General features: G+C 34.3%; 18 protein-coding genes. 12 read left to right on the top strand and 6 right to left on the bottom strand.

All coding sequences use genetic code 11. From position 1 onward, the window contains the following. Positions 1-167 precede the first annotated feature (167 nt). The 5 genes from mnmG to B0A75_RS06600 all read left to right on the top strand — a co-directional run bounded on the left by mnmG (position 168) and on the right by B0A75_RS06600 (position 7,214). Entirely contained in the window at positions 168-2,039 is a 1,872-nt protein-coding gene (gene mnmG / locus B0A75_RS06620; protein WP_089053510.1) for a tRNA uridine-5-carboxymethylaminomethyl(34) synthesis enzyme MnmG, read from the top strand. Positions 2,040-2,341: 302 nt separating this feature from the next. Beyond that, positions 2,342-3,202: a class I SAM-dependent methyltransferase gene (locus B0A75_RS06615; protein ID WP_089053509.1), complete on the top strand. Its 861-nt coding sequence runs from the start codon at positions 2,342-2,344 to the stop codon at positions 3,200-3,202. A 234-nt stretch (positions 3,203-3,436) separates the two neighbouring features. After that, positions 3,437-4,012 (top strand): OmpH family outer membrane protein, encoded by a 576-nt coding sequence (locus B0A75_RS06610; protein WP_089053508.1) that lies wholly within the window; start codon positions 3,437-3,439, stop codon positions 4,010-4,012. Between the two features lie 103 nt (positions 4,013-4,115). Next, on the top strand, positions 4,116-6,395 hold the full coding sequence (locus B0A75_RS06605; RefSeq protein ID WP_089053507.1) for a helix-turn-helix domain-containing protein: 2,280 nt from the start codon (positions 4,116-4,118) through the stop codon (positions 6,393-6,395). A 57-nt stretch (positions 6,396-6,452) separates the two neighbouring features. Continuing rightward, a complete protein-coding gene (locus tag B0A75_RS06600) occupies positions 6,453-7,214 on the top strand; it encodes a hypothetical protein (protein ID WP_089053506.1) in 762 nt (253 codons plus the stop codon). Between the two features lie 43 nt (positions 7,215-7,257). Here the strand turns inward: B0A75_RS06600 and B0A75_RS06595 are convergent, their stop codons facing one another. Continuing rightward, on the bottom strand, positions 7,258-8,220 hold the full coding sequence (locus tag B0A75_RS06595; RefSeq protein ID WP_089053505.1) for an HU domain-containing protein: 963 nt from the start codon (positions 8,218-8,220) through the stop codon (positions 7,258-7,260). Positions 8,221-8,458: 238 nt separating this feature from the next. On the opposite strand from B0A75_RS06595, the gene dprA reads away from it, so the two are divergent. Further along, positions 8,459-9,559, top strand: a complete 1,101-nt coding sequence (gene dprA, locus B0A75_RS06590) for a DNA-processing protein DprA (RefSeq protein ID WP_089053504.1) — start codon at positions 8,459-8,461, stop codon at positions 9,557-9,559. 45 nt (positions 9,560-9,604) lie between these two features. Here dprA and trpS read toward each other — a convergent pair whose 3' ends face one another. Continuing rightward, positions 9,605-10,579, bottom strand: coding sequence for a tryptophan--tRNA ligase (gene trpS, locus B0A75_RS06585; protein WP_089053503.1), 975 nt, complete (start codon positions 10,577-10,579; stop codon positions 9,605-9,607). A 205-nt stretch (positions 10,580-10,784) separates the two neighbouring features. On the opposite strand from trpS, the gene B0A75_RS06580 reads away from it, so the two are divergent. Beyond that, entirely contained in the window at positions 10,785-11,540 is a 756-nt protein-coding gene (locus B0A75_RS06580; protein WP_089053502.1) for a lysophospholipid acyltransferase family protein, read from the top strand. Between the two features lie 541 nt (positions 11,541-12,081). Here the strand turns inward: B0A75_RS06580 and recA are convergent. The 4 genes from recA to B0A75_RS06560 form a co-directional block, all read right to left on the bottom strand. Beyond that, on the bottom strand, positions 12,082-13,089 hold the full coding sequence (gene recA, locus B0A75_RS06575) for a recombinase RecA (RefSeq protein ID WP_089053501.1): 1,008 nt from the start codon (positions 13,087-13,089) through the stop codon (positions 12,082-12,084). Between the two features lie 163 nt (positions 13,090-13,252). Next, a complete protein-coding gene (locus tag B0A75_RS06570; protein ID WP_089053500.1) occupies positions 13,253-13,762 on the bottom strand; it encodes an acyl-CoA thioesterase in 510 nt (169 codons plus the stop codon). Positions 13,763-13,850: 88 nt separating this feature from the next. After that, entirely contained in the window at positions 13,851-14,234 is a 384-nt protein-coding gene (locus B0A75_RS06565; protein WP_089053499.1) for a DoxX family protein, read from the bottom strand. Positions 14,235-14,241: 7 nt separating this feature from the next. Further along, entirely contained in the window at positions 14,242-15,390 is a 1,149-nt protein-coding gene (locus B0A75_RS06560) for a DNA polymerase III subunit (protein WP_089053498.1), read from the bottom strand. A 436-nt stretch (positions 15,391-15,826) separates the two neighbouring features. On the opposite strand from B0A75_RS06560, the gene B0A75_RS06555 reads away from it, so the two are divergent. From B0A75_RS06555 to B0A75_RS06535, 5 genes are all read left to right on the top strand, one after another. Beyond that, positions 15,827-16,279 carry a hypothetical protein gene (locus B0A75_RS06555; RefSeq protein WP_089053497.1) on the top strand — a complete coding sequence of 151 codons (453 nt, stop codon included), beginning with the start codon at positions 15,827-15,829 and terminating at the stop codon, positions 16,277-16,279. A 187-nt stretch (positions 16,280-16,466) separates the two neighbouring features. After that, positions 16,467-17,759 carry a hypothetical protein gene (locus tag B0A75_RS06550; protein ID WP_089053496.1) on the top strand — a complete coding sequence of 431 codons (1,293 nt, stop codon included), beginning with the start codon at positions 16,467-16,469 and terminating at the stop codon, positions 17,757-17,759. 101 nt (positions 17,760-17,860) lie between these two features. Then, positions 17,861-18,274 carry a hypothetical protein gene (locus tag B0A75_RS06545; protein WP_089053495.1) on the top strand — a complete coding sequence of 138 codons (414 nt, stop codon included), beginning with the start codon at positions 17,861-17,863 and terminating at the stop codon, positions 18,272-18,274. Next, the gene (gene sprC, locus B0A75_RS06540) at positions 18,271-19,725 is read left to right on the top strand and encodes a gliding motility protein SprC (RefSeq protein WP_089053494.1); all 1,455 of its coding nucleotides are present in this window, start codon (positions 18,271-18,273) and stop codon (positions 19,723-19,725) included. The genes B0A75_RS06545 and sprC overlap by 4 nt, the downstream gene beginning before the upstream one ends. 1 nt (position 19,726) lies before the next feature. Further along, the gene (locus B0A75_RS06535; RefSeq protein WP_089053493.1) at positions 19,727-23,482 is read left to right on the top strand and encodes a PorP/SprF family type IX secretion system membrane protein; all 3,756 of its coding nucleotides are present in this window, start codon (positions 19,727-19,729) and stop codon (positions 23,480-23,482) included. Positions 23,483-23,573: the final 91 nt, after the last annotated feature.

Genomic DNA, 23,573 nt, shown 5'->3' with positions numbered 1-23,573 from the left:
TGTAATATAAGATGTTCCACGTGGAACCTTCGAGTTTGTTTTGAGGTTTTAAATGTGAAACTTGAAAAAAAAACTGAAATAAAAAAACTCGGTTCCACGTGGAACAAAGAAAATAAAGTTAATTCTGAGAATCGCCTTAAACGGTTTGCAGAGAATAATAAAACAAAATGTTTTTAGAAGAATACGATGTTATTGTAGTTGGTGCTGGTCATGCAGGATCTGAAGCCGCGGCAGCGGCCGCAAATTTGGGATCCAAAACTTTATTGGTTACAATGAGTTTGCAGAACATAGCTCAGATGTCTTGCAATCCTGCGATGGGAGGAATTGCAAAAGGACAAATCGTTCGTGAGATCGATGCACTTGGAGGTTACTCTGGAATTGTTTCAGATCGAACGGCAATTCAGTTTAAGATGTTGAACAAATCAAAAGGACCAGCAATGTGGTCGCCAAGAGTTCAAAGTGATCGAATGCGTTTTGCTGAAGAATGGAGAATGATGTTAGAGGGAACTCCAAATTTAGATTTTTACCAAGAGATGGTAAAAGGGTTAATAATTGAGAACGGAAAGATAAAAGGAATTAAAACTTCGCTTGGAGTTGAAATTCGTTCAAAATCGGTAGTGTTGACAAACGGAACTTTTTTGAATGGATTAATTCATATTGGAGAAAAACAATTCGGTGGAGGAAGAGCAGGTGAAAGTGCTGCAACTGGAATTACCGAAGATTTAGTGAAAGCTGGATTTGAAGCTGGAAGAATGAAAACAGGAACACCGCCACGAGTTGATGGTCGTTCTCTGGATTATTCGAAAATGAATGAAGAGAAAGGAGATGTAAAACCGGATAAGTTTTCTTATTCGGATTTAACCGTTCCGTTAACGCATCAGAGATCTTGTCATATGACATACACGTCGCTGGAAGTTCATGATATTTTGAGAGAAGGTTTTGATCGTTCGCCAATGTTCAACGGAAGAATTAAAAGTTTGGGTCCAAGATATTGCCCGTCGATTGAAGATAAGATTAATCGTTTTGCAGATAAAGAACGTCACCAACTTTTTGTTGAGCCAGAAGGATGGAATACTTGTGAAGTTTATGTAAACGGATTTTCGACTTCGCTTCCAGAGGATATTCAATTTAAAGCGTTGAGTTCTGTTGCTGGTTTTGAGAAAGTGAAATTCTTTCGTCCAGGTTATGCGATTGAGTATGATTATTTCCCGCCGACACAATTGAAACATACTTTGGAAACGAAGTTGGTTGAAGGGTTATATTTTGCCGGACAAATTAATGGAACGACAGGATATGAAGAAGCAGCATCGCAAGGTTTGATGGCTGGAATAAATGCGCATTTAAAAGTGCATGAAAAAGCACCATTAATTTTAAAACGTGATGAAGCTTATATTGGAGTTTTGATTGACGACTTGATTACGAAAGGAACGGAAGAACCATATCGTATGTTTACATCAAGAGCGGAGTATAGAACTTTACTGCGTCAAGATAATGCCGATTTTAGATTAACGCCAATGTCTCATGAAATTGGTCTTGCTTCTGAAGCTCGTTTGCGAAGAATGGAAAAGAAATTAAACGAGTCTGAAAAGATGGTTTCTTTTTTTAGAGAAACAAGTGTTTCGGTTGCGGAGACAAATCCAATTTTAGAAGCGAAAGAAACTGCACCAATTACACAAGGTGATAAAATGTTTAAAGTTTTTTCTCGCCCGCAGATTGATTTAGAAGATATGCTGAAATTCGAAAAAGTGAAAGCGTATGTTGAAGAAAATAATCTAGACAGAGAAATATTAGAGCAAGCCGAAATTCAAGTTAAGTATTCTGGTTATATCGAAAAGGAAAGAAATAACGCTGATAAGTTAACTCGTTTAGAAGAAGTAAAAATTCCGGAGAATTTCGATTATAATAAAATTAAATCAATGTCTATTGAAGCAAAACAAAAATTGGGTAAAATTCGACCAGTTACAATTTCTCAAGCTTCAAGAATCAGCGGAGTGTCGCCAAGTGATATTTCTGTGCTTTTAATTTATATGGGACGATAAAAGAAAGTTTCAAGTTTCAGGTTTCAAATTATATTGGAATTTGAAATTTTGTTTTATTTGATTTTTGTTCTGCATGATCTTAAAGTTTAAAACAAAGTAAACGTGAATCTATTTTAATTTTGTTCCACGTGAAACGATTTTTATAAAAATATCGTTTTATAAAAAAAAAGAGAATAAATTATAGAATTGTAGAGATGGACAGTTGTCCATCTTTTGCAATTTTGAAATCATATCAAATCAAGATTAGTCGAACTTCGGTTTGTCTAAATTATACGCACCTACTAAAACTATTAATTTAAAAAATGGACGTTTTAAACAAAAAACATTTTCTTACTGTAAAAGACCATTCTGTTTCAAAAGAAATTTTCGATTTATATTATGATGAAAATCTGGATATGCTGATTACTTCGCCGCAGCCGGATTTAGAAAATTTAGGAAGATATTACGAGAGCGAAGATTATATTTCGCATACAGACAATAAACGTTCGTTATTTGAAAAAGCATATCATTTTGTAAAAAATATTGCTTTAAAAAATAAACTGAATTTAATAAATGCTGAACAAATTCATAAAGGAAGAATTTTAGATATTGGTGCTGGAACTGGAGATTTTTTGTTGACAGCAAAAAATGATGGTTGGGAAACTGTTGGAGTAGAGCCGAGCGAAAGAGCAAAGAATATTGCAATTCAAAAAGGCATTTCGTTTGTGCATGAAATCAGTGATCTCGAAAGTCATTCTTTTGATATTGTAACAATGTGGCATGTTTTAGAACACGTGCCAAATTTAGAACTTCAAATTCAAGAATTGAAACGATTATTAAAACCAACTGGAACATTAATTGTTGCGGTTCCAAACTTTAAATCGTTTGATGCCGAATATTACAAATCTTTTTGGGCAGCTTATGATGTGCCAATTCATTTTTGGCATTTTTCAAAAAAATCGATTCAATCACTTTTTGAAAAAGTAGATATGAAATTAGAAAAAGTTCTGCCAATGAAATTTGATTCATTTTATGTGAGTCTTTTATCAGAAAAATACAAAACTGGGAAAATGAATTTTATTAGTGCATTTTTTATCGGATTGCGATCAAATTTAAAAGCGTCAAGGACAAAAGAGTATTCGTCGCATATTTATGTGCTAAAAAACAACCAAAACGCAAAATAAACGCATTTAAGACGTTTTTCGAGTGTATCCGAGGGTTTGTATTGTCTTTTTTGAGATATTCCCTCTAGTAAAAGCTATGAAAGCCACTTTTAATAGTGATATTTTATAGTAGCTTTTAACTCGATAAATAAAACCAATATCATAAAATTTTAGCATTTTTTAAACTTTATGTGGATGCTATTTATTTTTTTATATTTTTGTCTTTAATACTTTAAAAAAAATAGAAATTTAGAAATGAAAAAAGCATTAGTAATTATCGCACTTTCAATTTTTGTTGTTTCATGTGATAAAGCAGCCGAAGTTAAGGAAGTAAAAACAGCTTACGTAGATACTTCAGTTTTAATGAAAGAGTACACTGAAGCAAAAGACCTTGAAGCTAAATACAAAGCTCAAGCCGAAGAAAAGGGAAGACAACTTCAAGCTGAAATTACTCGTTTTAAACAAGACGCTGCTAATTTTCAAAGTCAAGCACAAGCTAATGGTCAGCAATGGGCGCAACAAAGAGGTGCTGAATTGCAAAAAAGAGAGCAGCAATTAGGTTATGCTCAGCAAGCATTATCGCAGCAATTGCAACAAGAAAGTGGTGTAGAAATGGATTCTCTAGTAAGCGGAGTTAAAAAATTTATTAAAGATTACGGTAAGAAAAATGGATATTCTTATATCTATGGTACTGGTGATGCAGCGTCAATATTGTATGCTGAAGACAAGTACGACATTACAAAAGAAGTTGTTAAAGCTTTGAATGATAAATACAAAGCATCTCCTAAAGCAGAAGATAAACCAGCTGTAAAAGAAGAGGCTAAAAAATAAACTGCCAAACTAACTAACTAAATTGAAAAACCTAAATCAGCTGCTGATTTAGGTTTTTTTCTTTTGTAAAAATGCGATATTTTTGACCTTTAATACCCGCCTAATGCAAAACGTTTCAGAAGCTGCAGCTTACACCTTGCAATTTATAAATCAGACGCAAAAATCGATCTTTTTAACTGGTAAAGCCGGTACAGGAAAAACGACTTTATTGCGCGAAATTATTGCGACTACACATAAAAATACTGTTGTTGTGGCTCCTACAGGAATTGCTGCGCTTAATGCCGGCGGTGTAACAATTCATTCGATGTTTCAACTGCCGTTTTCAGCTTTTTTACCCACTTATCAAGAAAGTTCTCAGTTTACAGAAACCGTAAAGTTTGAAAATAAAGAATCTCTGCGCAGGCATTTTAAGATGAATAACGTTAAGCGAAACGTGATTCGGAATATGGAATTGTTGATAATTGATGAAGTCAGTATGTTGCGTGCTGATTTACTGGATGCTATCGATTTTATGATGCAGACAGTTCGTAAAAACACTAAGGCTTTTGGTGGGGTTCAAGTACTTTTTATTGGAGATTTATTGCAATTACCGCCAGTAATTCGGGATGAAGAATGGCGCACACTTCGCAATTATTACAAAGGAAAATTCTTTTTTCATTCTCACGTTATTACGCAGAATCCGCCAATATATATTGAATTATCTAAAATTTATCGTCAGAGTGATGATGTTTTTATTTCGGTCTTAAATAATCTGCGCAATAATCAAATTACAAAAGAAGATGTAGAGGTTCTAAATCAATACGTTAAGCCTGATTTTGATTTAAAAAACAATCCTGGTTTTATAACACTTACAACGCATAATGCAAAGGCAGATACTATTAACGAACAGGCAATCAGTGACTTATTAGGAAATGAGTTCACGTATCAGCCTTTTGTAGTTGGAGATTTCCCAGAAAAAATATTTCCTGTCGAAGAAAGCTTAAAACTTAAAGTGGGAGCACAGGTCATGTTTGTTAAAAACGATTTGTCTTTCGAAAAACGTTATTTCAATGGAAAAATGGGCGTTATCAAGTCACTTTCGCCCGAAGAAATTTTTGTTCATTTTCCTGAGGAAAACAAAACGATTGAAGTTGAAAAGTACGAATGGAAAAATATTCGATACAAAGTAAACGAACTCACAAAAGAAATTGAAGAAGAGGTTTTAGGCACATTTGCACATTATCCTTTAAAATTGGCTTGGGCAATTACCGTGCATAAAAGTCAGGGATTAACTTTTGAGAAAGCTGCGCTCGATGTATCGCAAGTTTTTCTGCCTGGGCAGGCATATGTGGCATTATCGCGATTAACGTCCTTAAATGGGCTTATTTTGCTTTCTCCGATACAAATGAATGGTCTTTCCAACGATCAGGATGTAATGGATTATGCTTTGAACAAAGCAACTGAAGATGTTTTGAAGAATTCGCTTCATTTTGAAACCAAAAATTTTATTCATAACTATTTGATTAATAGTTTCAATTGGGCAGATTTAGCGCAGGAATGGCGCAATCATCGTTTTAGTTATAATGAAAATGCCGCTAGTTCCGAAAAATCTAAGCATTCTGCTTGGGCTCATAAGCGCTTAGAAACAATAGATTCTCTTATAAATCCGTCAGAAAAATTTGTGCAGCAGCTTAATAAAATATTCAGTAAAGAAACTGTTGATTTGTTGTTTGTGCAGGAAAGAGTTACAGCGGCTTATGATTACTTTTTTAAGCCTATGGATAAATTAGTTACGGATCTTTTGAGTAAAATGGCCGAAATTCAGAAATTTAAAAAAGTAAAGGAATTTTATGAAGAATTAGCACTGCTCGATGATTTACAAACAAAAGCAGTTCTGCGTTTGATGAAAGCAAAATTACTGATCGAAGTAGTAGTTTCCCGTGAAACAATTTGCAAAGAGAAATTAACTTCGCCAGCGATAAAAAATTATAAAACAGATAAAGTTTCCAAAATAAAAGAAGACTTTAAAATGGCGAATACAGACATGTTTCAGGTCGAAGAGCCAGTAACGCGTTATATTTCTAAAAAAGTGGATAAAACGGCCGAAAAAGGCCCAAAAAAGACCACTGTAGAAGAAACTCACGAACTATGGCTGGAAAAAAACTCTGTTGAAGATATTGCGAGACTTAGAAAATTGACAGTTCAAACGGTCGAAATGCATTTGGTAAAATTGATACAGGCCAAGAAAGTTGATATTTCTGATGTTCTTCCTTACGACAAAATCCTTGCGCTGCGTGAAGCTTTTCAGTTTTATCAAGAAGAATCGCTTAATGGTTTGAAAGAAAAACACGGTGATGAATTTAGCTGGGATGAACTTAAAATGTTTAAAGCCAGCATAAATTAACTATTTTTATAATTGATTGTAACTATCATGATTTATAATTAATTAAAAAAATAGAACATGAAAACAGTAAATGTATTTGTTGTATTAATGTTTTTTTGCATTGGTTTTGTTCATTCGCAAGACATTAAACCAGAATCGCAGGTTTTTGTAAATAGATTTATTACCAATGTAAAAAGCGACAATAAAGAGGCTCTTGCTGCATTTGTCTCCTATCCGCTTAAGCGTGAATATCCTATACAAGATATTGAAAACAAAGAAGAATTTTTAAAACGTTATTCAGAAGTATTTGATACTGTTTTAAAAAATGAAATTATTAAATCTGATCCTAAAAAAAATTGGTCTGATATGGGCTGGCGCGGATTAATGCTAAATCAAGGAAGTATTTGGCTGGATATTGATGGAAATTTGACGGCAGTAAATTATCAATCAAAGTTTGAAATAGATTTAAAAAAGAAATTAATTGCTGCACAAAAAAAAGAGCTGGATCCTAGTATTGCATTTTTTCAAACGCCGATCTGCATTTTAGAAACAGCTAAATTTAGAATTCGAATTGATGATTTAGGCAAGAATAATTATCGTTATGTGTCATGGTCAATTAACAAAAAAATGACCGAGAAGCCTGATTTAATACTATACGGCGGAAATTTGGTTTTAGAAGGAAGCGGCGGAAACCATCAGTATGAGTTCAAAAAAGATAAGTTTGTTTATGAATGTGCCATAATTGTTTTAGGCGAAAAAGATTCTCCGCCGGCAAGATTAACTATTTATCAGGGAGAGAAAGTGATTCTTTCTCAAGACGCAAAAATTGTTCCACGTTAAACAAAAAAAAATCCTATTCGTAAAGAATAGGATTTTAAGATTTTTATAGATTTTCAACGAGAATCCAGGCATCTGGATTTTCACCTTTTTGTATTTCTTTTTGAGCTTTTTGAGCTTCATTCATGGTAGCGTAACTTCCATATAAAACAGGGAATAAGCCGTGTTTATTTTCTCCAAGCATTCTAGCTTGATAACCATCTTTTATCAATTGGTTGTAAGCTTTTCTTGCATTTTGTTCACTTCTAAAAGCGCCTGCCATAATATGGTATGGCATTACTTTTTCTGCTGGAGCTTCTACTTTTGCTGAATCAACTGAAAGGGTTACAGCAGGTAAAGGATTTTCAATAAAAAAAGTAGCTTCTTGTATTTTGCTTTGAACTTTTTTCTGAACAACACCTTCTACAACAAGAGTTTGTGCTGCAATTTGATTTTGGTAAAGTGGGTAACCAATGCTTCCAGTAATTCCTAATCCTAGTACAAAAATAGCAGCATATCTTAAGAAAGTTCTTGATGATCTTCCTTCTTCATTTTCATATAGCGAAACGCTTTCTTTTTCAAGCTGTTCCAGTTTTTGCTCAAAATTCTCTTTCTTAATCAAAGGCGAAACAAACGGACTTAATCCAAACGATGTTGTTAAAAAGTTAGTTTGATCATTTGGTGTAAAAATGATATTGCTTTCAGAATTAAGACGGATTTCACCAATGTTTTTTAAACTTATAACTCCATTTTCTTCCAGTGTTTTTTTCCAACTCTGAACTTCAGCAGCAATCGCATTTACAGCAAAACCATAGGTTGTACTTTCTGCATGTGAAATATGATTAGCCAACAGTCCATCATTGTTTTTAAGATGGCTGTTGAAAGAGATCATTTTTTTTGGTGGAAAAAATGAATTTGTGCTTTCATTAAGCTGTGCCGATTGAATTTCGGTTAAAAATGCTCCAAACCCTGGAACCGTTACACACTGATAACGATACAATAACTGTGCGATGTAAGTTTCGATTTTCATAAAAACAAAGTTAGGTAATGAATATAGTTATCAAAATTTTATTCACAATTTTTATTAACAATTCGGCTTTTTTTATAGACAATTCGTTTTCAGTAATTTAAGAAATTTAGTTGTGTTTTTATTGAAGCCGCCGAAAGTTAAATTTAAATATTTATTAAGAAATTACTTTATTTTATTCATATTTGTACGATTAAATTGCTTTAATTTTTATTTCTATTTTACATAATGTTTTAAAGAGATGTCAGACCAAGAATTGTTTTATTTATTAGCCTTAATGAAGGTGGATGGTGTAGGGGATATAATGGCTAAAAAACTGCTTTCTAATTTTGGAAATGCTGAAGCTATTTTTAAAGCTAAATCAAATCAAATTGCTGTTATCGATGGTGTTGGAAGCGTTTTAATGAAAAATTTGAAAGACAAAACAATATTTGAAAAAGCCAGTAAGGAACTTGAATTTATAAACGCGGATGGTTTGAAAGTTTCTTTTTTTCAAGATGATGATTATCCGGAAAGACTTAAACATTGTATCGATTCTCCAGTTTTGATTTTTTCTTCGGGTAATATAAATTTAGAAAGGAGAAAGATTATCAGCATAGTAGGTACACGTCAGATTACATCATATGGAACTGAATTTTGTAGAAAGTTGATTGAAGATCTTGTGCCTTTAGATCCTGTAATTGTTAGTGGTTTTGCTTATGGTGTTGATATTGTGGCGCATCAGTTGGCGATTGAAAACAATTTGCAGACAATTGGAGTTTTAGCTCACGGTTTAAATCAAGTTTACCCGAAGACACATAAAAAGTACATGACCAAAATGGAGGAAAATGGTGGTTTTATTACTGAATTTTGGAGCTCATCAAATCCTGATAAAGAAAATTTTGTTCGGCGAAACCGCATTGTTGCTGGAATGAGTGAAGCTACAATTGTGATAGAATCTGCAGATAAGGGAGGATCACTTATTACGGCCAATTTAGCCAATGATTATAATCGGGATGTATTTGCTGTGCCAGGACGTGTAACTGATAAATACAGTCAAGGCTGTAATAACCTCATAAAAACGCAAAAAGCAAACGTTTTAACCTCTGCTGCCGATTTGGTTTATATTTTGAATTGGGACGTCGAAAACAAGCCAAAAACAGTACAGAAACAATTGTTTGTAGATTTAGATGAGTGCGAACAGAAGATTTATGACTTTTTGCTTAAAAATGGTAAGGAATTACTGGATATAATAGCGATAGAATGTGATCTGCCATTATTCAAATTATCGGGAACGCTTTTAAATATGGAGTTGAAAGGTGTAGTAAGACCTTTGCCGGGGAAATTGTTTGAAGCGGTTTAAAATAAAAAGCCTAACAGGTTTTTTAAATCTGTTAGGCTTGATAAATTATTTTTGAAACCCAAGAACATCTCTTACTTTGGCCAAAACGCCGTCAGCAACAACAGAAGCTTTTGCTGCACCTTTTTTCAATAGCGCATCAACTTCGTCAAGATTGTTTATGTAGTAATTGTATTTTTCTCTTTCTGTTTTAAATTTTTCTGTAATTAATTCAAACAAAGCTTGTTTGGCATGACCATAACCGTAATTTCCGCCTAAATAATTGGCTCTCATTTCGGCAATTTGTTCTTCTGTTCCTAATAGTGAATAGATAGCAAAGGCATTACAAGTATCTGGATTTTTAGGATCTTCAAGCGGAGTACTGTCAGTTTCAATACTCATAACCTGTTTGCGTAAAACTTTATCATCAAGAAAAATATTGATAATATTATTGGCAGATTTACTCATTTTTCCACCATTCGTTCCAGGAATTAACATACTGTTTTCTTGAATTTTAACTTCAGGAATTACAAAGGTTTCACCCATTTGATGATTGAAACGAGAAGCGACGTCACGAGTGATTTCTAAATGCTGCATCTGATCTTTTCCAACTGGAACAAATTCTGCATCATAAAGTAAAATATCAGCCGCCATTAACATTGGATATGTAAAAAGTCCAGCGTTTACATCATCTAAACGATCTGCTTTGTCTTTAAAAGAATGCGCTAAAGTCAAACGTTGAAAAGGGAAAAAACAGCTTAAATACCAAGTCAATTCAGTTGTTTGAGCCACATCAGACTGTCTGTAAAAGGTAACTTTATCAGGATTTAAACCACAGGCAAGCCAAGCAGCTGCAGTACTATATGTGTTTTCTCTTAAAGTTTTACCATCTTTAATTTGTGTAATCGAATGTAAATCAGCTATAAACAAATAAGATTCGTTTGCTGGATTATTCGATAACTCAACTGCAGGGATAATCGCTCCCAATAAATTGCCTAAGTGTGGCGTTCCAGTACTCTGAACACCAGTAAGTATTTTTGCCATTCTTGTTTTTTCTTATTCTTTCAACCACAAAGATTGCAAGTTTATTTTTTTTAACCGCAAAGTTCGCAAAGTTTTTCGCAATGTCCACAAAGTTTATTGAAGATATGGGCTGTTTTAAAGTTTTATTTTTTAGAAAAGTCTAATATTCTAAAAATCTAATACTCTAAAAATCTAAATTCACTTCTGTTTTCTTACATTTGAAACCATGAAAGGATTTAAAATTGTTTTTTGGATTTTATGGCGTATTTGGTTTTATGTTTTAATGGCTATTCCTATAGTGATTATGCTGCCGTTTTTAGTGATTTCTATTCTCTCAGAGAAAGGTTATCCCTATTTCTTTAAAATGGCCCGCATTTGGGCTAAATTCATTCTTTACGGCATGGGTTTTTATTACAAAGTAAAGCGCGAACAGAAACTCATTAAGCACAAAAGCTACATGATTGTTGCTAATCATACTTCGATGACAGACATCATGCTGACGCTTGCGATCATAAAAAATCCTTTTGTTTTTGTGGGAAAAAAAGAGCTTGTAAAAATTCCGTTGTTTGGTTTTTTCTATAAAAGAACTTGTATTTTGGTAGACAGAAATTCTTCTCGAAGCAAAAATGAGGTTTTTAAACGTGCTCAGAGTCGTTTAAATCAAGGTTTAAGTATTTGTATTTTTCCTGAAGGCGGAGTTCCAGATGACGAAAGTATTTTACTGGATGAGTTTAAAGACGGCGCTTTTAGACTGGCAATTGACCATCAAATTCCGATTGTTCCAATCGTGTATCCTGACAATAAAGAACGTTTTTCGTATACTTTTTTTAGCGGCAGTCCAGGAAAAATGAGAGTAAAAGTTTTGCCTTTTGTTGAAACGAATGGGCTGACTTCTGAAAACCGAAAAGAGCTTAGAGATAAAGTCAGACAATTGATTTACAAGGAACTGTTAGAGTTTGAGAAAAAAGATTCTAAGAAATAATACATACAAAACCCGATATTCCAGCTTTAAGAATATCGGGTTTTCTTTTTGAATTAAAAACATCCTTTTGTATTTAAAGAAGTTTATCTATGAATTATTTTTTCTGAGATAAAACGGAGCACTTTTTTAAATTTCAATTTGGTTTTTTTTCGGTTTTTACTGTACAACACTTCTATTTTCTCTTTCATGGTTAAAATATTATAAGGTTGGTAATAAAGAGTTTAAAACTCAGTTAACGTCACATTATAGTAGATAGTAAAAAATGAAAAAGGTTGCGTCAAAGAATGAAAAAAAATAAAAAGGATAAAATCCGTCAGCCAAAAACTAACGGATTTGTACCTTAACCAACCAAATTTATTCTAAAAACCATTGAATAGGTATTTATGGCAATACCTGCCCCAATATTAATTTATTTATTAGATGGGTTTATTTGTAAATGGTTGCGTTGTTTTTTTGCTTTTTTTGAAAATAAAAAACCCGACAGGTTTTAAACTTGTCGGGTTATAGAGAATAAATCTATAAATTACAGATTTATAATTATTTAAGCATTAGCTAATTCTTTGATGTGTGCTTTAATTTTTACTTCTAATTCATCAGCTAATTCTGGATTATCTTTAATTAAGGCTTTTACAGCATCACGGCCTTGTCCTAATTTTGTGTCTCCGTAACTAAACCAAGATCCAGCTTTTTTAACGATTTCAAATTCAACCGCTAAGTCAAGAATTTCACCAGTTTTAGAAACTCCTTCTCCGTACATAATGTCGAATTCGGCAGTTTTAAAAGGCGGAGCAACTTTGTTTTTAACGATTTTAACTTTGGTTCTGTTTCCAATAACGTTCTCACCGTCTTTAATTTGAGAAGAACGGCGAATATCTAAACGAACAGAAGCATAGAACTTTAATGCATTACCACCAGTTGTAGTTTCAGGATTTCCGAACATTACACCAATTTTTTCACGTAATTGGTTGATGAAGAAAACAGTACAGTTTGTTTTACTGATTGTTCCAGTTAATTTTCTTAAAGCCTGCGACATTAAACGTGCGTGAAGTCCCATTTTAGAATCTCCCATTTCACCTTCAATTTCACTTTTTGGAGTTAAGGCAGCAACAGAGTCAATAACAACAATGTCTATAGCTCCAGAACGAATCAAGTTTTCGGCAATTTCTAAAGCCTGCTCTCCGTTGTCTGGTTGTGAGATGATTAGGTTTTCGATATCTACACCTAATTTTTCAGCATAGTTTCTATCAAAAGCATGTTCAGCATCTATAAAAGCAGCAATTCCGCCCGCTTTTTGAGCTTCGGCAATAGCGTGTAAAGTTAATGTGGTCTTACCAGATGATTCTGGACCGTATATTTCAATAATTCTTCCTTTTGGATATCCATTAACTCCAAGAGCTAAATCAACGCCAAGTGAGCCAGAAGAAATCGTTTCTACCTCCACGATGGCTTTATCGCCCATTTTCATTACGGTTCCTTTTCCGTAGGTTTTGTCAAGTTTATCAAGCGTTAATTGTAACGCTTTTAATTTGGCTTCTTTGTCTGAACTCATCTTTTTCTTTTGTCTAAAATTGTTATTTTGTTTCTTTTTAATAAAAATCAAAAAGAGTAAACGGCGTCCTGATTTTTATTTTTTAGGCTTGTAATTTGGTAAAAATACTTCTTTTTTTTGAAGTTTGAGTGACTCAGATTGTCACAAATTGTAACAAATTTTATTATAAAAATAAAGCCTTTAATTCTGTGGCATCAGACGGTTTCATTTTTCCAGCAAGAACCAAACTCAGCTGTTTACGACGCAAAGCAGCATCAAAACGTTGTATTTCAAGTTCTGTTTCTGGCGTGATTGGCGGTACTTCAACAGGTCTTCCTGTATCATCAACTGCAACAAAAGTATAAATGGCTTCGTTTGCTTTTGTTCTGCTGCCAGATTCACGATCTTCTACCCAAACATCAATGAAAACTTCCATCGAACTTTTGAAAGATCTTGATACTTTTGCTTCAACAGTTACAACACTTCCTAATGATATAGCTCTATTGAAAGCAACGTGATTTACAGATGCCGTTACTACAATTCGGCGAGAATGTCTGCGCGCCGCAATACTTGCTGCACGATCCATACGGGCAAGTAACTCACCGCCAAATAGATTGTTTAAAGGATTTGTTTCACTTGGTAAAACCAAATCGGTTAAAATAGTTAAGGATTCTGAAGGATGTTTTGCATTCATTTTTTGATAAAATTTTATTTTCTTGCCGCGGTTTCCAGATTTAAAAACCTTTTAAATTGCGGCTTACTTTTTTTAAAATTGCGGTCGATTAATTCAACCAATAAACTGCCATTACAGCAGGAATAAAATAAATTACGATGGTTCTTGCACCATCATAATCTTTTGCTAATCGCTGTCCGAAAAGCATCATTAACAAACAAATACAAGAGAAAATTGCGCCATAAAAGCCGTATTCTCGGCCGCTGTTTGTTAATAATTGAATTGCTCCAACTACACATAAAACACCAGAAATTAATTCTAAAATTAATAAATGAAACAAAGCAAGAGGAACTTGGTTTTTTAGAGGTGTTTTGGCAAAATGACCTTTAAGCCATTCAACATTATCTTTCCAATAAAAAATCTTTTCATAGCCTGATTGTAAAAAAGTTATGGCTAAAAATGCTAGTAATAAAATAGAGGCGGCATTATTCATCTGAAAATTATTTTTTGTGAATTAAACGAGTCAGTTTTATAGATAAATCGGTTAAGATTATTTTTGCATTTCCGTTTCTTTCAATGTGATACATCGCATCTGAAAGTTCTTTGAAAATTTCATGAATATTATTGCCGTTTACAAAAGGCGCAAAATTTTCCAGTTTAAATTTTTCTACTTTAGGTTCAATGTAAACCAAAGTTGGTGCTTGGTAGTTAAGCAAAAGAGCTTGACGAAACATTTCAATACAAAACTGAATAAATTTCTTTTGACTTTCGCGTCCAAGTCCTGCAATTTCTTCGCTCCAAGAAATTAAATCCTGAATTGCGGCAGCATTTCCTTTTGCTCGGAAAGCAGCACGAACCCAATTGACAAACCATTGTTCAAAAGGATATTCAGAATCATCTTCTTTGAGTAAATGAAGTGCTTTATTGAAATTTCCTTGTGCTTGATGTGCAATTTTAAAAGCTGATTTTTCGTCTAGATTTTCTTTTGAAATTAAAGCTTCGGCAATTACTTTTTCCGGCAGTCCGTTAAAGTGAATTACTTGACAACGAGAACGTATGGTTTGAATAATATCTTCTTCGTTTTCAGAAATTAGGATAAAAATTGTTTTATCTGAGGGTTCTTCTAGAAGCTTTAACAGCTTGTTTGAGGCTGCAATATTCATCTTATCTGCCATCCAGATAATCATAATTTTATAACCGCCTTCGTATGATTTTAGCGAAAGTGATTTTAAAACTTCTTGAGCATCTTCGACTCTTATTTCTCCTTGTTTGTTTTGAACACCAAGAATTTTATACCAGTCGAACAAACCGCCGTATGGCATTTCGTGAATGAAAGTTCGCCAATCTTGAATAAAGTCTAAGCTTTTTGGTTTGGTTTTTACATCTTCGGTAGTAACCGTTGGGTAAATAAAATGCAGATCGGGATGCGAGATGTTTTGAAATTTTAGGTTGCAGGAATCGTTACCGTTTTCATTTTCGTTCCCGGTGTTATTACACAAAATATACTGCGCATAAGCAATTGCAGTCGATAATGTACCGCTTCCTTCAGGGCCGATGAATAATTGAGCATGCGGAATTCGTCCAGAAGATGCGCTTTTTATTAAATGGCTTTTGATGTAATCCTGACCTAAAATTTGTGAAAATTGCATGAGGCAAAGATAGAAGAAAATGATGTAGTCAAAAATTTTCCAGATAAAGTTTATACGGCAGCTTTAATTTATGAGATTCTGATGGATTTTTATAAAAATATTTGCGGTTTGCTAACGAACTTTTGTTAATAAAATTGTTCATGTTAGTAAATATAAAGACTTTTTTGTTAATATTTTTTTTGAAAAAACGACAATCGTATGCTTTTTTTGGTTATTTAGAGTAGATTTTACTCTAAATTTTATGGCTTAAATCTTACGGTTTGGATTTTAACAATTTTAACAGAAAGCACGTTAAAACGCACATTTTCTCGACATAACGCTGGTTTTTAAGCTTTTTTTAAGCTTTTTTTTTGAAAAAACAAATCAATAAAGTTGCAATTTAAGTTAATTTCTATATTTTTGTTTTCATCAACAACCAATTATTTAATAAGAATTTATGAAAGGGAAAATTATTTTATTAAGTGCATTTTTTATCTTGACAACTGCAGCTGCTTCGGCTCAGGCAAAGAACGCTCCAAGAAGTATAATTAGTACGACAGCTCTTATTCGTAAATATCACGATCAAAAAGAATTGAGTGGTATGCAAAAAGGGGAATTGTTAGAATTATACATTGAGCGAATTAAAGTATTAGTAAAAACTCTCCCTTACATTGCGTTGGTTACAAAGCCGGGTGTTACAATGGCAGACTTAGGTATTCCAGACGATAACGAACACAAAAAAGTTTTAGATGCTCAGGCTGTCGGTACATCAAATTTCTTAGATACTACAGTAGAATTTCAAAGAAAAATGATGCCATATTCAGATAAAGGAAACTTAATCGCAGCTATTTTATTTTACGAAAGTACATTGAAATCTTTACACGAATTCAACGATTTGAACGAAATGTAATTTTTATAAAAATATTTTAAATCTCTTTTTTGATGCTTGAACAGCTTTAAGCTCTCACAGCATTTTAAAAGAAAAAAGAAAATTAACTCGTTCTCGATATGTTCTGAATACCACCAGAAAATCTCGAGATGAGTTTTTTCATTTACGCATACCCAAATATTATTAACCCCCAATACCCCCCCTTATCATGAAAAAAATTACTCAATTGATCTGTATCTTTTTGACAGTCACAAGTATGAGTGCTCAACAAGAGAAAGGAATTATGGGCTACACCAATTGGTTAAACAACTGGACCGAATTTAAGCCTAACAAAGTAGATTACGGAGAAGCAAACCAAATTTTAGCAGGAAATATTTCTGTTAACACAAAATTGCTGAAGAGGAATATTTATGTTTTGCAAGGTAACGTGTATGTTACGAATAATGCAGTTTTAACAATTGAACCAGGAACTTTAATTATTGGTGATTTTGAAACAAAAGGAACATTGGTAGTTACTAAAGGTGCACAAATTATGGCTGATGGTTTAGAAACTGATCCAATTGTGTTTACTTCTAACAGAAGCCTGAAAAAAGCAGGAGACTGGGGTGGAGTAGTTATTCTTGGAGATGCTCCAATTAACAAATTTGGAAATGTAGGTTCTTATAACCTAGACTTAGACCCAACTCTTACTACTTATGGCGGTGATAATACAGCTTCAAATTCTGGTATTATGCGATTTGTTAGAATCGAATTTGCTGGAAAAAAAGTAAAAGGTGTTGATACTTTCAACGGATTAACTATCGCTGGAGTTGGTAATAAAACAATCTTAGAAAATGTAATGGTAAGTTACTCTGGAGGAGATTCATTTGCTTTCTTTGGAGGTGATGTCAATGCTACAAAATTTGTTTCTTACAAATCAATCAACGACGATTATAAATTTACTCAAGGAGTTCAATGTCGTTTATACAATTCATTAGCGGTTAGATCATCTTATTTATCTAGTAACAAAGACGGATCTCGTTGTATGGAAGTAAAATCATACGAAAAGAAAAGTGAAACAGATTTTACTAAAAAACAAACGCTTGTTGTTGCTACAAACATCACAATGCTTAACGACAGTGAAAACATCAATGCTGATATTCAATCAGGTTTAGTAAAAGAGGCTGTTTATGTAGCTGAAAATGCTTCTCTTGAAATGAAAAGAAGTGTAATCTCTGGATTTAATCCTGCTGTATTGTTAGACAGTAAAACTGAGATTAATGATGCTAACCTTAAAAAAATCAAATTTGAAGAAATGTACTTTAACCTATGTAAAGGAAATATCTTTACAGAGTACAATTCGAATAATGAAGATTTAGAGAGCTGGTACGGAAACAGCGTATTTTTTAACGTTTATTCTCAAAGCAGCAACAAAGAAACATTTATTGACATTTTCAACGCTAAAAAACCAGATTTTAGATTACAACTAGGAAAAATCACAGCTTCAAGCGGCAATAGGTAAATAGATTTCGATTTTTATTTCAACGCGTAAATTTTATTAATAAAGTCCCCAGACACAATTTATGTATCGTCTCAACCGGACCAAATAAAGATCAAGACATAATGGCTCAATCTACAAAAAAGTATTTTTTATATACAATATTTTTGTTTTCGCCTATATCGTTAAGTCTATATGCACAAAGTACTGTAACATCAGAAGCTATAGTTTCTGTTGAAGCACAGTGTAATTTGACTTCGTTTAAAGCGACAAACCAAAAAAATGATCCTGCTACAGGGATCAGTCAATTAGAGAATTCTAATCAGTTTATAGCAGGGCTGTCCACCCCCAAGGACAGCCTTACTATTGCAGCTGAAATGAAAGATCTAAGTGCAGACTGTAATGAAAATTCATTAATTAGTGCAACTTCAATTCTTGCAAAAGATATTATTGAAAACTATAAATATGATTTTTCAGAAACATTCATAGACATCTTATTTTTTGAACGTATAGACTTATCTAGAACGCGTACTATATGATTCAAAAAATTACTTTTTCTTTTACCAGATTACTTATTTTATTTAGCATAATTCTATTTACTAAATCAAATATTTATGCGCAGGTAAAAACTATCAGTCCACAAGTATTACCTTTTGATAGAATTTGTGCAAGCATTGATGGGAATGAATACACAGCAACATTTACCTATACGGGAATTCCGCCAGAAGCAGTTTTTGTGGTTGAACTATCAACAAATAACTTTACAACTATTGTTACTGCAGTGACCTCTCCTGTTAGTGATACAGGTAGTCAAAGAACTGTAAAATTTTCTGTTCCATCTAATTTGGTTGGCGCAGACAATTATAGTTTAAGAGTTTCAACTACTGGTTTTTCAAGTGGTAAATTTGTTTCTTTTGGTTTAAAGAATTTCTTTCCTATTTACTATAAAGCGCACGACAGGCAGTATACAATAAACAATTTTTCAGGTACGGCGACGTTTTGTTCGGGCGGTAGTTATTTATTAACTATTGACCCAGATTCAACTACGCCTCCAAATGATTCTCCTTTAAAATACAGTTTTTTAACTTACAACTGGTACAAGGATAATGGTGTTTCTACGCCACCTACCCTTATGGCTGGAGCTTCAGGACCTAGTTATAATGTTACGACGAATGGAGTTTATTATGTAGAAACCAACTATGGTACATGTACATCAGATTCTTATTCAAATCGTGTAACAGTTAGTTCTTCAGCATCAGGTTCTTCGGTTACAATCGACTCAAATTTAGGAAACCCTTTTTGCGCAAACGGAACAGGTACAATTTTAACAGCAACCGCAGGAAACAAATATCAATGGAAAAAGAATGGAGTTGCTATTAAAGATGCTGTAGGTCGTTCTTATGCGACAAATGAATCTGGTATTTATTCAGTTGATGTCGATTTTGGAGGCTGCAGCGCTTCAGGATCTATTGATCTTAAAAGTAACGGATTTACAGCAAGTATAGATGTTGCAGATACTACTGCTCTTAATGAAGGCGAAACTGTAAATGTAAGTCTTACTACAGATGCTGCTAATCCAGAGTTTGAGTGGTCATTAAATGGAAATGTAATCGCAGGAGCGACATCAAGATCATACTTGGTAGCTGCACCTGGTAACTATAAAGCAAAAATTTCGCAGACCACAGGGTGTATATCTTCTCAGGAATTTAGCTTTAAAGTTACAGGTCCTTCAGCACCCTCTACAGTTATTCAAAATATAATTAAGCTCAGCAGTGCGAACCCGTATTGGAATATTCCAGATGCTTATAAAAACGCTACTACTAAAGTAATTATTCTAAGTTCAAACGGCGAAAAGGTTCTTGATGTTTACAACTATCAAGGCGATTGGCCGCAGACAGCAATAGATTTTAAAAATGTAAATCCAGTATATTACTATGTCATTCAATCAGACACCGGTGAAAAAAAAGGATCAATAACTGTGATTAAATAAGATGAAGAAAATTTTACTATTCATAACTTTATTTTACGGTTTTTCAAATGCACTCTATTCTCAAGAACAAAATGAGAATGGAGTTGTTTCGTTTTCAATGCCTATAAGAAATTCTTTAAAGTTTAACAGATACTTAATTAACCCTGCATTTAGTTTTGTTCGAGAAACAAATGCTTACGCAAGTTTTTATAATAAAAGACAATGGGTACAATTTGATAATGCGCCGCAAACTTATTTGGCGGGTTATTCAGGTCGTTTTAGAGAAAACGAGGCTTTCGCTTTTGGTTTATTTCAACAAAATTACGGTTTAATGACTGTTTTTGGCGGAGTCGGAAATTTTGCTCATAACATCGTTTTACAAGAAGACAGTAACTTAACATTTGGTTTGAATGTAGGAGTTTATAAAAGCGGATTAGACAGAGGTAAAATCATTAGTGACGACATTGAAGTTTTAAACGGAGAGTATCCTTCAAATACTTTATTAACTGTTAATCCAGGTATTAATTACGGAACTGCTTTTCTAGATTTCGGATTATCGATAAACAACTTAGTGCTTTACAATTTTGGTTCAGGAATGGTAAAGGATGATCCAGAAAGAGCGATACAACTGCACGGAATGTACACGGGTTATTTGGATAGTTTTGGTTTTTTTGACAGAAGTAAATTTTCTGGACTTGTAAAAACAGAGATTAAAAAAGATAAAACGATTATTTCTGGACTTGCTATGCTTGCAATTCCGCAAGGATTTTGGGCACAGGCAGGATATAATACTTTATACGGAATTTCGGCTGGTTTAGGCGTTAATATTTCGCCTAGCATTTCTATCGAGTATAACTACGAAAGAGGAATGGGAAATTTCACCAATATGGGAGGTTCTCATGAGTTTGCAATTGCATATAAATTTAAAAGTAAAAATTACTATTACGGTGAAGATGAAGAAGGATCATTAATAGATCCTGCAAAACCAAAACCAGTAATGGCAAAGAAAACTACAAGTGCTCCAGTTACAAGGGTGAGTGGTGCCGAAACAGCTAGATTAGCAGCTGAAGCTAAAGCTGTTGCTGATGCAGAAGCAAAACAAGCAAGACTTGCCGCTGCAGAAAAAGTGAAGGCTGATGCCGAAGCAGCTGCAAAAGCAAAATTAGAAGCAGATAATAAAGCGAAAGCAGATGCTGAAGCTATTAAGATAAAATTAGCAGCCGATGCTAAGGCTAAAGCTGATGCCGCAGCCAGTGCAAGAGCACAAACTGCAACAGCAAATAGAGCAGTTGCCACAACACAAAAAACACAAACACAATTGGCCGCTGATAGAGCCAGAGCCGATGCTGAAGCACGCAGAATTAAACTAGCCGCAGATACTAAGGCAAGAGTTGATGCAGCAGCAGCAGCGAGAGCACAAGCAATTGCAAATAAACCTGCAGCAGCTAGTGCAGCTCCACAAAAAACACAAGCGCAGTTAGCAGCTGATAAAGCAAAAGCAGATGCAGAGGCTCTTAAAGTTAAACTTGCGGCTGATGCCAAGACCAAAGCAGATGCCGAAGCATTAAGAATAAAATTAGCAGCAGATGATAAGGCTAAAGCTGATGCAGCAGAAGCAAAACGAAAAGCAGAAGCTAAAGCCAAAGCAGAAGAAGCAGATTTACAATCGATACTTGCTGCTGATGCAAAAGCAAAAGCAGATTCTGATGCATTGCAAGCTAAGTTAGCTGCCGAAGCAAAAGCAAAAGCTGCTGCCGAAGCAAAAACTAAAGCTTCAATTGATGCCGCAAATAAGGCGAAACTAGCGTCAGATGCAAAAGCGAAAGCAGCTGCAGATGCGGCCTTGAAAGAAAAATTAGCTGCGGAAGCAAAAGCAAAAGCAGATGCCGAAGCAAGACAAGCATTAATAGCTGCCGAAGCAAAAGCGAAAGCAGATGCAGAAGCTTTAAAAATTAAATTGGCCGCAGATGCAAAAGCAAAAGCAGATGCCGAAGCGCAAGCAAAATTAGCCGCAGAAGCAAAAGCTAAAGCCGATGCTGAAGCACTTCAAGCAAAATTAGTAGCCGATGCCAAAGCAAAAGCAGACGCTCAAGCTAAGCTGGCTGCTGAGGCTAAAGCAAAAGCCAATGCAGAAGCATTACAAGCGAAATTGGCAGCTGAAGCTAAAGTGAAGGCTGATGCAGAAGCGGAACAAGCGAGATTGGCAGCAGAAGCAAAAGCAAAAGCCGATATGGTGGCATTACAAGCAAAACTAATTGCTGATGCAAGAGTTAAAGCAGATGCAGAAGCAACTGCGAAAGCAAAGGCAGACGCTGAAGCTAAACAATTGCAACGAGCTGAAGAAGCTCGCTTAGCCAAATTAGCTGCCGAAGCAAAAGCGAAAGCCGATGCTGAAGCTTTGAAAGCAAAACAAGCGGCTGAAGAAAAAGCCAAAGCCGATGGACTTCAAGCTAAACTTGCGGCAGATGCAAAAGCTAAAGCGGATGCAGAAGCATTACAGGCGAAACTTGCAGCCGATGCAAAAGCTAAGGCTGATGCAGAAGCACTTCAGGCAAAATTAGCCGCAGATGCAAAAGCGAAAGCAGATACTGAAGCTCTTAGAGTAAAACAAGCAGCGCAAGAAAAAGCAAAAGCTGATGCAGAAGCCCGCCAAGCAAAACTTGCTGCGGATGCAAAAGCAAAAGCAGACATGGAGGCGGCTCAGGCTAAATTATTAGCAGATGCAAAAGCAAAAGCAGATGCGGAAGCGACTGAAAAAATGAAAGCGGAAGAAGAAACGAGACAGTTAAGATTAGCAGAAGAAGCACGTGAGGCTAAATTATTGGCAGACGCTAAAGCGAAAGCTGATGCAGAAGCGCTTCAAGCAAGATTAGCTGCTGAAGCTGTGGCAAAAGCAGCAGCAACTCCAAAAGACGATACTGCTAAAGCTATTGAAAACTTAACACAGTCATTAGAAAATTCAAGTAAAGTACAGAAAGATTTATTATCTCAGTTTAATACAACAGTAGCTAATAAACAAAGAGACTTGAATGATTTAAGAGAAGAAAACGATTTAAGTGAAAAAGGTATTTATAAAGAGCCAAAACCATTTAAAAGTGTTGCAGCAGAAAATAGTCAATTAGAGGCCTTAAAAGGACAACTTGCAGATGCGAGCAGAATGCAAAAAGAAGAGATTGCAAAACTGACTAATTTGTATAACGAAAGACTTAAAAAAGTTCCAAATAAAAATGATGCTTTGAATAAAGCTTATTTAGATAAGATAAATGAGTTAAAAGCAGCACAGTTAAAAATGGAGCAAGACAGTGCGGTTCTGCTTTCGAATTTAGAGCGTATTAAGACTGAAACGGAGATTGAGAAAAAACGTAGAATTAAACGTGCAGCATATGAAAACGATCAAGGAAGATATGCACAGGACGTTGCCGCTCTTAAACGTATCAAAGAGACCACAAAATTAAGCAGCACACCATTGAAGGCAAGTGATTTTGATTTTGGAGAAGACCAGTCGAATATGCAGATTATTAAGAATATTAAAAATTCTGATAATGGTTATTATTTAATTATTGCAGTTCACAACAGCGTTGAAAAAAGAGATGAATTCTTAAGAAAAGCGGTAGCAGCTGGACGTACAGATGTTAATTTCTTTTACAACGTTACAACAAGTAAATATTACATCTATTACGATAAGTTCGATGGATTACCAGAAGCAACTAAGGCATTAGAAGCTAAAGGATCTAAACCATACAACGGGAAAATGGCTATCGTAAAAGTGGAAAATTAATATAATTACAATGAGAAAATATGTCCTTTTTGTTTTGAGAAGGACACAGATAATAAAATGTTTCAGAAAGCTGGAGTTTATTTTTTAATGC

This window comes from Flavobacterium oncorhynchi (assembly GCF_002217355.1).
Lineage (GTDB): Bacteria > Bacteroidota > Bacteroidia > Flavobacteriales > Flavobacteriaceae > Flavobacterium > Flavobacterium oncorhynchi.
Note: the sequence above shows the minus strand (reverse complement) of the source record. Positions and strands in the feature narration are given on the sequence as shown.